Consider the following 14,661-nt stretch of genomic DNA (forward strand, 5'->3'; position numbering starts at 1 on the left):
AATTGAGATTATTATGCAAGAATTAAAATTAGATGAATTTAAGAAGGCACAAAATTCACTCATACGATACTGTGGAGAATTTACTCCATTTATTGCCGAAAAAGCTTCAGGAAGCTATATCTATGATAAACACGGTCAGGCAGTTTTAGATTTTACATCAGGACAAATGTGTTCGGTTTTTGGGCATAATCACCCTAAAATTGTTGAAGTATTAAAGCAAGCCGGTGATAAAGCGATACACCTACTAAGTGCCATATTATCACCACCTGTTATAGAGCTGTCATTAGAATTAACAAAAGCGCTCCCTGAGTCGCTTTCAAAATGTATTTTTTTAAATACAGGTTCAGAATCTAATGAAGTTGCTATACGTATGGCAAAACTCTATACTGGAGGGCATGAAATCATTGGTTTTTCTGGTTCTTGGCATGGTATGACAGCTGGAGCACAATCGTACACCTATTCTAAAACTAGAAAGGGCTACGGACCAAATATTCCTGGAAGTTTAATGATTCCTGCACCTTACGAGTATCGATGTCCAATTGCGCACTGTAAAGGTAGTTGTGATAATACCTGTTTGGAAGTTGGCATGAAAATGGTCGATCAACAATCTGTTGGAGCCTATGCAGCATTAATAGCAGAGCCTTTACTAAGTGCAGCTGGGATGATAGAATTAAAACCTAGTTATATAAAACGATTAAAAGAATTATGTGATGAACGTGGGTTATTACTCATTTTTGATGAGGCCCAAACAGCATTAGGGAGATTGGGAAAAACTTTTGCGTTTGAAGATTATGAGGTTGTCCCTGATTTTCTAACATTGTCTAAAACTCTTGGAGGAGGCCTACCTTTAGCCGCAACTATAACATCAAGCACTATTGAAGAAGAATGCTATAATAAAGGGTTCGTGTTTATTACATCTCACGTTTCGGATCCATTTTGTGCTTCTTTTGGTTTAGCTTCCTTTCAAATTCTTTATGAAGAAAACCTTGCCGAAGCGGCCGGTGAAAAAGGAGCGTATTTAAAGCAACTGCTGCTAGAGCTACAACTAAAGCATGAATGCATTGGAGATGTTCGAGGTAAGGGTCTTTTATTAGGTGTAGAAATTGTAAAAGATAGAGACACAAAAATACCAGATGATAACTTAGGTTTTGATATTTGCAATCGCTGCCTTTCGTTAGGCTTGAATATGAATATTGTAAGAATGAAAGGTTATGGAAGTGTTTTTAGAATTGCGCCCCCACTAACGATTTCTTTTGAGGAAATAGATTTAGGAATTAGCATTTTAGACCAAGCAATTACTGATTGTACAGTTTAACAATTTTATGCTAATGAATCAAATGATTTAAATAGTTTTCCATTAGGACTGCTTTCTATGGGTATAAAAAAAGAGGTTGTTAGAAAACAACCTCTTTTTTTAAATACTAGATACAATTCTATTGCGTATCTGTTAATGGAACTGGGAATTTGTTATAAACTACATCTCCTGCTCTATCAGTTGGCAAAGTATTAGATAAATTATACCTTCTTAAGTCAAACATTCTATGATTTTCGCACCATAAAGAATAACGTCTTTGTCTTAACATTTCAGTCACTAGTGAAGCGTCATCTAATGGTCCTGTATAAGGAAGCAAGCTAGCTGCACCTCTAATTACATCTAAAGCATTTTTAGCTTCATTATTATCGTTTCCTATTTGAGCTTCAGCGTACACTAAAATTAACTCTTCATTTCTAAGCATATCAATTGGTGATATATTAGTTGCGTATAAACGTGTTTCATGTGTACCATTCAAACCATCTTGAGACGTTGGATTAGGTCTAACAGCCGATTTAGCCGCTACTCTAGCATCTCCTGCCTCTGCATCATTTATCCAACTATTATGTACAATAATTTGATCACCATTATTCGGCTCGGCTACCGTTGAAGGGCCTTTATAAACGCCATTAGTTAAATCACCACTACTTGTACTAAACACATGTTTTGGACCCATTTTTAAATCGCCACTCATGTTCATATGTGATGCTGCCAAGGCCGTACGCGCGGCTGCTTTGTCTCCTGCATAAACAGCAGCTACTGCAGCTACACCACGATTAAATTTAGCGAATGTTGATGGCGTATCAAATCCAGCAAACCCAGCTAAATCAAACAAAAATGTAGAACCCGCTGCGTTTAAATTTGTTAGGGCATCATCTAAAATAGTTCTAACTTGAGCAATAGCTTCTGGGAATTCTAAAATTGGCCCTAAATTTAAATCATCAGCCACATCTACACGTGCTCTATCATAAGATTTAAGAACTTCAATTAACTCAAAACCTATTACAGTTTTAGCAAAACCCATATAACCTTGCTTTTGTGCTTCAGTTAAAGCGTCTGTATTATTAACCGCTTGAATTAGCAAATTGGCATTTTTAATCGCTCTATAGCGTCCAGCCCATGCTGCAGTTGAATAAAAATCACTGTTCTCTAAAGTAGACCCGTTTTTCCCTAAAACATTAGCTGTATTTCTAGGGTCTGCATCAAATAGATATAATTCTCTTGCAGCCGTTCCACTTGCTGTGGTTTGGATTCCTAAAGATAATCTCATGGTTGATTCAACACCAACAACTAAATTATTAAGTTGATTAATAGAAGCTCCTGTAAGAACTCCTTCAACACTTGGTCCATTAGGATCTGTTTGCTCATCAAAAGTACAAGAGGTTAACCCTCCTAAAAGCATCACTACTAGCACCAGATGAACTCTCATTGTTTTTATATTAAATATTTTCATATCTCCTTTTTTTTAAAAATTAACATTTAAGTGGAAGTAAAATTGTCTTGTACTTGGGAAAGGGGTTACATCAATTCCACTTGATAATCCTGCACTACCGTTGGTTGAAACTTCTGGGTCATAACCAGTATAATCAGTTACAGTAAACAAGTTTCTAGCCGAAATACCTAATTTCACATTACTTATTGTATTACCGAATGACTCAATAATGTCTTTTGGAAATCTGTAATATAATGCAACTTCTCTAAGTCTTAAGTATCCTGCTGGTTCAATAAATCGCGTAGCTACAAATCCAGATCCAGCTCTGTCCATACCGGCCTGAGTGTCTAAATCGGTTGTAGTTCCTCCTAAATCGGTTAATAATTTAGTAAGATTTATGTTATCTCCTCCTTTTTTCCAATGTAATAAAAATGATAAGTCAAACTGCTTAAACAAGGTAAAATTGTTATTGAATGACATTTGAAAATCAGGCTCAGAGTCTCCAATTTGAGTAGGAACTCCGTTAACTGTTCCTGCCAATTGTGTTACAGGTTTTCCTTTTTGGATATAATAAGTTCCTAAACCTAATCCAAATCCTGCACCTGGTTGTGCAAATGCTGGAACATCTAATCTTGTGATTTCAGAATTGTTAAACCAAAATTGAACACCAGAATTCCATTTGAAGTCTTCTTCATCAAATGCATCTACATTTAAAGATAACTCCAAACCAGTATTTTCTAGATCAGCTAAGTTTGTTGTTTCTGTTGCAAATCCAGAAGATGTTGGTAAGCCTCTACTTAAGATCAGATCTTTAACTTTTCTTATATAATAGGTTGCTTCAAAATTAACACGATTAAAAAATCTTGTGTCAAATCCAAACTCAAGCTCTGTAGATGTTTCAGGCTCTATGTTAGGATCTCCTTTAGCTGGATTAATTGTAGATCCACCATTACCACCAATAGAGGTAGCATTTAAACTAGTAAATAAAGCTCCAAATCCTGCTGGCGCTCCTGTTTCACCGTAAGCTGCTCTTAACTTAAACTGATTAATAGTTTCTGAATCCCAGAAATCGAAATTGTTCAAGTTAACCGCCATAGACGCTTTTGGGAAACCATAAAATTTATTAGGATCTCCATTTAAAGTTGATTTATCCAACCTATATCCTAAAGTAGCAATAAATCTATCTTTATAATTTCCTTCAACTTGTGCAAAATAACCAAAGGTTCTAATCGACGATGTTGTTTGCGTTATTGCCTGATTATTACCTTGCTCTAAATTAGTTTGGCCAGGAATTAAATCGGTAGTTGTGCTTAAAACCAAATCGGCTACTTGATCGATATAAGCTGTACCAACTTGAGTTGTTAAACCTAAATCTCCATCCATAGCATCATGGTTCCAAACTAAAATTGCTTGGCTGTTAAAATTGGTGAATCCATTTTTACCAACACCAATAAATCCATTTTGCCCACTGGCAATTGTTCCTTGATGAGTTTCTGGTACGTAAACATTGGTTTGATTAGATAAATAGTCTAATCCAAAGCTTGTTACAAACTTCACTCTATTGTTATCGTCATTATATAATTTGGTATTGACTGTTAACCCTTGAATAAACCTGTTGTTCATATCTTCATTGCGAGCCTTGTCTCTAACAAAAACAGGGTTTCCTGTATAATTAGGGTTGCTAGGGTAATTCCCCTGCTCGTCTGGAAATAAGTTAATCCATGGCCTTGTAAATGCAAGTGTATAACCATAGCTTAATCCACCTTCGTTTTCATTACCTGTGAAACTTCTACTAGAGGTACTTCTAATGTAATTCGTACTTAATGAAAAGTCAAACGTATTAGAAAGTTTGTGATCAATATTTGCTTTTATAGAAAAACGATCAAAACCTGTGTGTTTGATAATACCTTCTTCATCTCTGTAAGATGCACCAACATAAAATTTAGTTTTTTCATTACCACCGTCAACGCTAACTTTAGTTTCGGTAATTAATCCTTTTTCTCCGTAAATTACATCTTCATAATCAATTAATCCACCGCTTGCGATAGCTTGATTGTACAAGGCGACTTCGGCTGCATTAAATGTAGACAATACATTATCAGCGGTCCAGTTTCTCATACCCAATGGGTTCGCAATTTCGGCAAAACCAAGATCCTGACCAAAGTTAAATCTAGTCACTCCATCTTTACCACGCTTGGTTGTAATGATAACAACCCCGGCGTTGGCTAACTGACCATAAATGGCTGCTGCTGAAGCTCCTTTTAGAACCTCAATTTTTTCAATATCATTTGGATCGATATCTGAAAGTCGGTTTGCAGAGTTTTCTTCGTTTCCACGATTTGCCCCTGAAGCATTTCGCAATCCAGAAGGAATCTCAACGTTGTTAATGTATACACCATCTACAATAAAAAGTGGTTGGTTATTTCCATTAATGGATGAAACCCCACGCAATCTCATTGCAATTCCACCTCCAGGTGCACCTGATGCGGACACTATATTAACACCTGTTAATTTACCATATAAGGCACCATCAACAGTTGTTTGCCCAGTATTTCCAACCAATTCTGCTGCGCTTACTGTTGAAACGGCATTGGCAAGATTACTTCGTTTTACCGAAGACCCTAAACCTGTAATGACAACCTCATTAAGTGCGGTTGCAGATTCCTGTAAGGTCACATTTACAGCTCTAGCTGAAGAGACCAGCTCTTCGTGGGTTTCAAATCCTAGTGAAGAAATTACCAACGTTACTGGAAAACTGTCCACATTGAGGCTGAAATTCCCATCAAAATCTGATGTTGTTCCAGTAGTTGTTCCTTTAATAATAATGTTGGCTCCTCCAAGAGGAAGTCCTGTTGCTCCATCAGTTATTGTTCCTGTAATTTGTTGGCTAAAAGCCATTAATGGACAAATTACAATAGAAAATAACAGCAACTTTAAAGATAAAGTTTTGCTCATAATTTTACATTTTTTGAATTAGACAGGCTAAATATCTTAAAAAAAAATCGATTTTAATCTATGAAAATTAAATAATTCGTAATAGAGCGCCTTATTATTGCGAATTCAAAATTATAATCAGAATTCCTCCTTCAATTACTAGAATACAGAAATTATACCCTATTAATCATTATAGAAAGACAATAACTTGTTAAATTTGCAACTTAATTTCACGTTATATTATGTATAGAAGTCATCACTGTGGTGAATTAAGAGCATCACATATTAATTTAGAGGTAACGCTTTCAGGATGGGTACAAAAAGTACGAGATAAAGGCTTTATGATTTGGGTTGATTTAAGAGATCGTTATGGTATCACTCAACTTATTTTTGATGAAGAACGCACCCCTAAATCTATTATTGAACAAGCACAAAAATTAGGACGTGAATTTGTTATACAAGTTAAAGGTACTGTAATTGAACGCACCTCTAAAAATCCAAATATTCTTACTGGAGATATTGAAATACTAGTCAAGGAGCTAAACATCTTAAATACGGCTATATTGCCGCCTTTTACGATTGAAGATGAAACGGATGGCGGGGAAGAATTACGAATGAAATATAGGTATCTCGATATTCGACGAAATCCAGTAAAAAACAGTTTGATTTTTAGACATAAAGTCACTCAAGAAGTTAGAAATTATTTGTCTGGTCAAGGATTTATCGAGGTTGAAACACCTTATTTAATTAAATCAACTCCCGAAGGTGCTCGCGATTTTGTAGTGCCTTCACGTATGAATGAGGGTCAGTTTTATGCACTTCCACAATCGCCTCAAACCTTTAAACAATTGCTTATGGTTGGTGGTATGGATAAGTACTTCCAAATTGTTAAATGTTTTAGGGACGAAGATTTAAGAGCTGACAGACAACCCGAATTTACACAAATAGATTGTGAAATGGCTTTCGTGGAACAAGAGGATATTTTAAATGCTTTTGAAGGCTTAACTAAACATTTACTAAAGGAAATTAACGGTGTTGATGTAAAAGAGTTCCCGAGAATGTTATATGACGATGCTATGCGCCTGTTTGGAAATGATAAGCCCGACATTCGATTTGGAATGCAATTTGGAGAGTTGAATGCCGTGACCCAACATAAAGATTTTGGAGTATTCAATTCGGCCGAATTAGTTGTGGGTATCGCAGTACCTAGCGGAAATAGTTATACCAGAAAAGAAATTGACCAACTTATAGATTGGGTAAAACGCCCTCAAATAGGAGCTTTAGGCATGGTATATTGCCGTTGCAATGACGATGGAACTTACAAATCTTCAGTTGATAAATTTTACGATCAAGACGATTTTGGAAAATGGGCTGAAATTACTGGCGCTAAGGCAGGTGATCTAATTTGCATATTATCTGGAGATACCCATAAAGTACGTGCACAATTAAGTGCTTTACGTATGGAGTTAGCTACACGTTTAGGCTTAAGAAAACCTAATGAGTTTGCACCACTTTGGGTCATGGATTTTCCGTTATTAGAGTGGGATGAGGAAACCGAACGTTATCATGCCATGCATCATCCATTTACTTCACCGAAACCAGGGCAATTAGAATTGTTGAAAACTGATCCTGGCGCTGTAAAGGCAAACGCCTATGATCTTGTACTTAATGGAAATGAAATTGGCGGTGGTTCTATAAGAATTCATGATAAGAAAACACAAGCCCTAATGTTTGATTATTTAGGTTTTACAGAAGAAGAAGCTAAAGCACAGTTTGGTTTTTTAATGAATGCTTTTGAATATGGAGCTCCTCCACATGGTGGATTGGCATTTGGACTTGACCGATTGGTCGCAATTTTAGGAGGTCAAGAAACCATAAGAGATTTTATTGCCTTTCCTAAAAATAATTCTGGAAGGGACGTTATGATCGATGCTCCGGCCAAGATAGATGAAAAACAACTTGACGAACTCCATCTAAAACTTAATTTAAAATCATAACATCAAATCCTGCGCTTTGCAGGATTTTTTAGTAGATTTAATTTATGGCAGAAACAACGCTTTTAAAGAAAATCCTAATTTGGAGATACAAACACATCTCACAAAAAAATTTCACTTTTTTATTAAGCATACTAATTGGTTTATTAGCTGGTTTAGTTTCTGTAATTATAAAAAATATAACATTTGCTATTGAATGGGTTTTAGATAAAATTATTATTCTTACAAACAACAGTATATATTTTATCCTTCCAATAATAGGTTTATGGTTGGTTTATCTCTTCGTTAAGCACGTTTCAAAACAACCCATTGAACATGCAATTCCAAGTATTTTATTTTCGCTTTCAAAAAAGAATGGGCTATTAAAACGAAGTAAAATTTATCTGCCACTGATTACAGCACCATTAACCGCAGGTTTTGGTGGATCAGTCGGGTTATTAGGTCCAGCCATTGCATCGGCTTCGGCTATTAGCTCAAATATTGGTCAACTTTTTCATATTGACAGAAAAACAAAAACATTGCTCATAGGTTGTGCAGCTGCAGGTGCCATTGCATCTATTTTTCAATCACCAATTGCGGCAATCATTTTCGCAATTGAGGTGTTTAGTTTAGACTTAACATTTGCTTCCTTATTACCATTATTAATTGCCTCGGTTTCTTCAGTGTTAACCTCTTATTTTTTGGTGGGTGATGGCGTACTTTTCAATTTTGATGTTTCAGATAAATTTGTTTTAAGCGACACTTTGTTTTACATCGCTTTAGGCATAGCTACTGGAATAGGTTCTATCTATTTTTACAAAATATACTTTGCCGTTTATGCCGTTTTTAATCGAATTAAAACCAGTGGGCAACGACTGATTGTAGGTGGTTTAGCAATTGGAATAATGCTTTATTTCATCCCTCCTTTATACGGTGAAGGTTTTGGTTTTATTAATGATTTACTAGAGAATAATTATTTACACGCTTTGGGCAAAACACCTTTTGATGATCATTTAGATAATATATGGGTTGTAATCGCTTTGTTAATTGGTATTACAATATTTAAAGCCATAGCAATGACCACTACTTTCGCAGCAGGTGGGGCCGGAGGGATTATAATTCCAACATTAGTGATGGGTAGTGCATTAGGGAATGTGGTTGCTAAAATCATCAATAATTTAGGCTTTAATTTTCAAGTATCAGAAGCCAACTTTACCCTAATTGGTATGGCCGGATTAATTGCTGGAGTGCTTCATGCACCTTTAACAGCTATATTTTTAATTGCCGAAATTACTGGAGGTTATGAATTATTTGTTCCGTTAATGATAACAGTATCTATGTCTTTTATAATTACTAAAAATGCCATTGAGCACACAATCTATACAAAAGAATTAGCAGAAAAAGGAGCGCTTCTCACACACAATAAGGATCAAAGTGTTTTGACTTTGATGACATTGGAAAGCGTCATCGAAACTGATTTTATACCCTTACATCCAGACATGAGTTTGGGAGACATGTTACATAAAGGTGTCGCAAAATCAAACAGGAATTTATTTCCAGTGATTTCTGAAAACCATTCTTTAGTAGGGATTATACTGCTAGACACTATTAGAGATGTCATGTTTGATCAATCCCTTTACGACTCTACAACCGTTGAAACCTTTATGCAATACCCACCAGCATGCATACAGTTTGAAACGGATTCCATGAAAATTGTGATGCAAAAATTTCAAGATTCTGGAGCATGGAATCTTCCTGTGATAAAAAATGGTGTTTACTATGGATTTGTATCAAAATCTAAACTACTTACAGCATACCGGCGAGAATTAATTAACTTTACATCATAAGTTTTTGGTTATGAAATATATAATTTGGATTCTTTTTCTGGCATCAATTGGCATGATTGCCTTAGGTTTTATTCGGGAGTCCGAACATTCTCAAAAATGGATAGGTTTTGGAGTTGTTGGGCTTTTCTTTCTTGTTTTTCCGCTGTTTTCTTATTATCGCTGGAAAAACAAAGACCTCAAAGATTACATGATTACAAAGGAGAACCTTGACAAAATGCGAAATCATGAAAAAAAGTATTGATTATCAATTTTTTAATAAAAAAACATTTTCATTACATATCGCATTATTTTAAATTATACATTTGTGTTTTAATCAATATTTTTTACAATGACTGGAACAGTTAAATTTTTTAATGATTCAAAGGGATTTGGATTTATTACCAACGACGAAACAGGAAAAGACATATTCGTTCATGTATCTAACCTACATGGGGTTGAGCTACGTGAAGGCGATAGTGTACAGTACACCGAAGAAGAAGGAAGAAAAGGAAAGGTTGCTGCAAATGTGCAAGTAATCTAAGTAACATATCTTTTATTACAAGTTTCAACGCCCAACAAATTGTTGGGCGTTTTTTTAGTTCAAATTTCGGCGTTCAATAAAAAAACGTTTTAATAATTGAGAAGATTCCTCTGCTAAAACGCCGCCAACCATTTCGGTTTTAGGGTGTAATTTTGTGCCTAAATTCATGCAGCCACGTTCTTCGTCCCTGGCCCCGTATACAATTTTAGAAATTTGGCTCCAATGTAAAGCCCCTGCACACATTTGGCAAGGCTCTAAAGTCACATACAAGGTACACTTCAGTAAATATTTACCGCCCAAATAATTAGATGCAGCTGTTATGGCTTGCATCTCGGCATGGGCGGTGACATCGTTGAGCAACTCTGTTAAGTTATGGGCGCGAGCTATAATTTTATTGTCAATAACAATCACTGCACCTACTGGCACTTCACCCTTATCAAAGGCCGCTTCTGCTTCTTGAAGTGCCTTTTTCATAAAATAAATATCGTCAAACGGATTTTCCATAGATTCAAAAATACGATTTCAATTTTAATATGAATCATATCATTTTCAACTCGTACATTTGTACCCAATGACCAGATTACTCGACCATATTACTAGTCCAAAGGAGCTTCGCAAACTAAATAAAGAAGCCTTACCTCATCTTGCTCAAGAGTTACGTGATTTCATCATCAATATTGTTGCCACTAAAGAAGGGCATCTTGGTGCAAGTCTTGGAGCTATTGAGCTTACCATTGCCTTACATTATGTGTATAATACTCCTGATGATTTACTCATTTGGGATGTTGGACATCAGGCCTATGGTCATAAAATTTTAACCGAAAGAAAGGCACAATTTCATACCAATAGACAATTGGGAGGAATCAGTGGATTTCCAAAACGCGCTGAAAGCATTTATGACACTTTTGGTGTAGGACACTCATCAACGTCTATTTCTGCAGCCTTAGGTATGGCCATTGCTTCACAACTTAAGGGCGAAAATAAACATCATGTAGCAATTATTGGCGATGCTTCTATAGCTAGTGGTATGGCATTTGAAGGTTTAAACCATGCTGGAGTTACAGATGCTGACCTCCTTGTAATTTTAAATGACAATGCTATAGGAATTGATCCTAGTGTTGGGGCTTTAAAGCAGTATTTAACCAACGTAAAAAAAGGAACACAAAAACAAGATAATATTTTTGAAGCCCTAAATTTTGACTATTCAGGACCTATTGATGGTCATGACATTTTTGCAATTATAACAGAACTCAAACGGTTAAAAACGATTAAGGGCCCTAAATTTTTGCACCTTATTACTACTAAAGGAAAAGGTTTAAAACAGGCTGAAAATGATCAGGTAAAATACCATGCCCCTGGCAAATTTGATGCTAAAACAGGAGACTTGTTACCGAAACAAAAACTATCCGAGCCTCCCAAATTTCAAGATGTATTTGGATACACCATTGTAGAATTAGCCTATAAAAACAATTCAATTGTTGGGATAACACCAGCTATGCCTACAGGAAGTTCCTTAAAGTATATGATGGAAGAACTACCAGATCGTGCTTTTGATGTTGGAATTGCTGAACAGCATGCTGTCACCTTGGCCGCAGGAATGGCTACTCAAGGGCTAGTTGTTTATTGTAATATTTACTCTACGTTTTTACAACGTGCATACGACCAAGTTATTCATGATGTAGCCTTACAAGATTTACCAGTTATTTTTTGTTTAGACCGTGCGGGGATTGTGGGAGAAGATGGCGCTACACATCACGGAGCATTTGATTTGGCCTATCTACGCTGTATCCCAAATCTCATTGTTTTTGCAGCACGAAATGAAATTGAACTTCGCAACATAATGTATACCGCGCAATTAGGGCTTCCTCATCCTATTGCAATTCGATATCCACGAGGGAAAGGCTCTATAATAGATTGGAAACAACCTTTTACTAAAATTGAATTGGGCAAAGGTAGCACCTTAAAATCTGGCACATCACTATCTATATTAAGTGTAGGATCCATAGCCCAAAATATTACAGAAGCTATTGACTTAGTTGAATTTGATAAGCAAAAAATAGGGCATTATGATATGCGCTTTGTTAAACCTTTAGATGAATCGTTGTTACATACAATTTTCAAAAATTATCGATTAATATGCACTGTTGAAGATGGATGTATGAAGGGAGGATTTGGTTCAGCTATTTTAGAATTTGCTGCTCAAAATGATTATAAAAACCCAGTGAAACTTATTGGCATTCCTGACCATTTTGTAGAACATGGATCAGTAAATGAATTGCAAACTGAATTAAAATTAGATGCTAAAGGTATTGCCGAAACTTTACAAGACTTTATTCAGCAGCATCTGTAGTAGCCATATCTTGTTGTGTAGGAGCATTGTAAACATCAACACTCTGCTCTAATTGGGTGTTTTTGCTTTTAGAAATATCATCAAGCATTAAAAGAAAAGCAACAGTAACAAAAAATATGACAATAGCACTTAAGAGATTTTTTTTCATTGGAATAGTTTTTATTGCACAAGACAAATATAAGCATTTATAGATGAAATGCAAATTTTATCGATAAAATGCATAAAATAAATTAATCATAGCCCTCTAGTTGCAAAGATGCCATATATATGCCTTGGCTACAAATACCCAACTAAAAATTATTAACAGTTCTATTAACAGCTAGATTATAAATAAGTTCCTTTAAGTTTTTTATAGGTGAGAATCGCATTACTATCAGAGAGTTGGGCGACATGATTACAAACGTTTAACAGATTGGTATATAAATTATCGTCTAGGTTTTCAAAACTATTTGGAAGTAATCTTAATATAAGTTGGTCATAACTTGAGGGCTTTCCTTGGTATCTATTAGTTATGGCTACCGTGAAACTTTTTAATAGCTGATTAATCACTTCGTAACCCGCAATTTCCTTTTCGATAACCTCACTCGACTGATAAATATTTTCAACACTCACTTTAATAATGTCTTTTATTTGAGCTTCATACGTACTAACATCCATAATGGCTTTTGAAAACTTGCCTTGTAAAATAAGTTCTTCATTAGCCATAAAATTGTTAGCTGCCTCGTTGATCAAGGTATTTATAGCCAACGCCCGCAAATAGCTCAATCGGTCTTGAGTATTAGAAAGTAATTGGTACTTTTTTGTATTAATGGTATGCCTAACTAAATTAATAAGATACTCTAAAGCAAACTCTTCCTGAATAAGTCCTAAATTAATCCCATCTTCAAAATCGATTATCGTATAACAAATATCATCAGCTGCTTCAACCAAATAGGCTAATGGATGTCTTGAAAAACTTATATGCTCATTTGTTCCAGTAGGTATCAATCCGAGTTCATTGGCTACATCTTTAAAAGCTTCTTTTTCACTTTGAAAAAAACCGTACTTTTTATCGGCAATATGTTTGGTTGGTTTTTTAGGTAAAGATTCTTTTGGATATTTGGTAAATGCTCCTAGAGTTGCATAACTCAAACGCAAACCGCCTTCTCGCCCCGCTCTACTTTCTGTTAATATCTTAAAACCATTCGCATTCCCTTCAAAATCACATAAATCTTGGTATTGTTTTGCTGTAAGTTGTTCCTTAAATTGGTTTCCAAATCCTGTTTTAAAAAATTCACCAATTGCTTTTTCACCTGAATGCCCGAACGGTGGATTACCAATATCATGCGCTAAAGAAGCGGCGGCCACAATGGCTCCAAAATCATTAGCTCGAAAACCATGTACTTTTTTTAAATGTGGATGCTTTTCTAGAACTTTTTGACCAACATTTCTCCCAATAGAACGACCTACAACACTAACTTCTAAACTATGGGTCAAACGTGTATGAACAAAATCGGTTTGAGACAATGGAACAACTTGAGTTTTATCTTGAAGACTTCTAAACTCTGATGAAAATATAATTCGGTCATAATCTACTTCAAATCCTAAACGGGTTTCATCTTGTTCTTTTCTTAAGCGTTTATGTGTATCTCCAAAGCGTTTTAAGGACAATAATTGTTCCCAATTCATAGTATTGTTTTTAGAGTTGGCAAGATAGCTAAATTAGATAAAAATAAAATTGAAATTTGGTAACATTAATCTAACATTTTAATTACGGTTGTTTAATGTTTAATTAACGTAAAGGAGAAGTTAAAATAAGTTATTTGCAGTATAATTTAATTTAGGTCCCATGAGGCAATTAACCATTTTAGTATTCATTCTTTTTTCAGGCTTTTGTTTTGCACAAAACTCTGGTTCAATCCAAGGCATAATATTGGATGGAGAAATTAATGATGAGCCGTTAATGTATGCCAATGTTTCAATTGAAGGGACTACTCTTGAATCAGCATCTGATGAAAATGGCATATTCCATTTTCAAAATTTATCTGACGGTAACTACACCTTGGTTTACAGTTTTGCAGGCTATGAAACTAAAAAACTTAAGGTAACAGTAGCGTCAAGCCAAAAAACATCTGTAAGTGTTTCTTTATCGGCTAGAACCATTTCCTTCTCAAGTAGTGCCTCGGTTCATAAAACCAATAAGGGGAAAGACTAATTTAATTTTATTAATCAATCTCGTTTTTAATAACCCACAGGATTTACGGCATTTGTTCGCGGTATAAACCATCCTTTTGTATTCATAAACCACTTTGCT

The 14,661-nt window shown here is 35.3% G+C and carries 12 protein-coding genes; 7 read left to right on the plus strand and 5 right to left on the minus strand.

Annotation, left to right across the window (positions count from 1 at the left end; all coding sequences use genetic code 11):
* Positions 1–13 precede the first annotated feature (13 nt).
* Positions 14–1,315: an aspartate aminotransferase family protein gene (locus ACFO5O_RS09600; protein WP_387963203.1), complete on the plus strand. Its 1,302-nt coding sequence runs from the start codon at positions 14–16 to the stop codon at positions 1,313–1,315.
* Positions 1,316–1,433: 118 nt separating this feature from the next.
* Here the strand turns inward: ACFO5O_RS09600 and ACFO5O_RS09605 are convergent, their stop codons facing one another.
* Positions 1,434–2,741, minus strand: a complete 1,308-nt coding sequence (locus ACFO5O_RS09605; protein ID WP_387963205.1) for a RagB/SusD family nutrient uptake outer membrane protein — start codon at positions 2,739–2,741, stop codon at positions 1,434–1,436.
* 36 nt (positions 2,742–2,777) lie between these two features.
* The gene (locus ACFO5O_RS09610) at positions 2,778–5,699 is read right to left on the minus strand and encodes a SusC/RagA family TonB-linked outer membrane protein (protein ID WP_387963207.1); all 2,922 of its coding nucleotides are present in this window, start codon (positions 5,697–5,699) and stop codon (positions 2,778–2,780) included.
* A 221-nt stretch (positions 5,700–5,920) separates the two neighbouring features.
* On the opposite strand from ACFO5O_RS09610, the gene aspS reads away from it, so the two are divergent.
* The 4 genes from aspS (at position 5,921) to ACFO5O_RS09630 (ending at position 10,018) form a co-directional block, all read left to right on the plus strand.
* Positions 5,921–7,675, plus strand: a complete 1,755-nt coding sequence (gene aspS, locus ACFO5O_RS09615; RefSeq protein WP_387963209.1) for an aspartate--tRNA ligase — start codon at positions 5,921–5,923, stop codon at positions 7,673–7,675.
* A gap of 44 nt (positions 7,676–7,719) precedes the next feature.
* A complete protein-coding gene (locus ACFO5O_RS09620; RefSeq protein ID WP_387963211.1) occupies positions 7,720–9,498 on the plus strand; it encodes a chloride channel protein in 1,779 nt (592 codons plus the stop codon).
* Positions 9,499–9,508: 10 nt separating this feature from the next.
* Positions 9,509–9,739: a hypothetical protein gene (locus tag ACFO5O_RS09625; RefSeq protein ID WP_387963213.1), complete on the plus strand. Its 231-nt coding sequence runs from the start codon at positions 9,509–9,511 to the stop codon at positions 9,737–9,739.
* Between the two features lie 87 nt (positions 9,740–9,826).
* Complete coding sequence (locus ACFO5O_RS09630) at positions 9,827–10,018, plus strand: cold-shock protein (RefSeq protein WP_387963215.1); 192 nt, start codon at positions 9,827–9,829, stop codon at positions 10,016–10,018.
* 54 nt (positions 10,019–10,072) lie between these two features.
* Here the strand turns inward: ACFO5O_RS09630 and ACFO5O_RS09635 are convergent, their stop codons facing one another.
* Positions 10,073–10,522, minus strand: a complete 450-nt coding sequence (locus ACFO5O_RS09635) for a nucleoside deaminase (protein ID WP_387963217.1) — start codon at positions 10,520–10,522, stop codon at positions 10,073–10,075.
* Positions 10,523–10,589: 67 nt separating this feature from the next.
* Here ACFO5O_RS09635 and ACFO5O_RS09640 point away from each other — a divergent pair, with 67 nt between their 5' ends.
* Positions 10,590–12,368, plus strand: a complete 1,779-nt coding sequence (locus ACFO5O_RS09640; RefSeq protein ID WP_387963219.1) for a 1-deoxy-D-xylulose-5-phosphate synthase — start codon at positions 10,590–10,592, stop codon at positions 12,366–12,368.
* Here the strand turns inward: ACFO5O_RS09640 and ACFO5O_RS09645 are convergent.
* Complete coding sequence (locus tag ACFO5O_RS09645; RefSeq protein ID WP_387963221.1) at positions 12,349–12,516, minus strand: hypothetical protein; 168 nt, start codon at positions 12,514–12,516, stop codon at positions 12,349–12,351. The genes ACFO5O_RS09640 and ACFO5O_RS09645 overlap by 20 nt on opposite strands.
* Positions 12,517–12,692: 176 nt before the next feature.
* Positions 12,693–14,036 carry a deoxyguanosinetriphosphate triphosphohydrolase gene (locus tag ACFO5O_RS09650; RefSeq protein WP_387963223.1) on the minus strand — a complete coding sequence of 448 codons (1,344 nt, stop codon included), beginning with the start codon at positions 14,034–14,036 and terminating at the stop codon, positions 12,693–12,695.
* Between the two features lie 160 nt (positions 14,037–14,196).
* Between ACFO5O_RS09650 and ACFO5O_RS09655 the strand changes: the two genes are divergently transcribed.
* Entirely contained in the window at positions 14,197–14,562 is a 366-nt protein-coding gene (locus tag ACFO5O_RS09655) for a carboxypeptidase-like regulatory domain-containing protein (RefSeq protein ID WP_387963225.1), read from the plus strand.
* Positions 14,563–14,661: the final 99 nt, after the last annotated feature.

The organism is Geojedonia litorea (assembly GCF_042654525.1).
Classification (GTDB): domain Bacteria; phylum Bacteroidota; class Bacteroidia; order Flavobacteriales; family Flavobacteriaceae; genus Geojedonia; species Geojedonia litorea.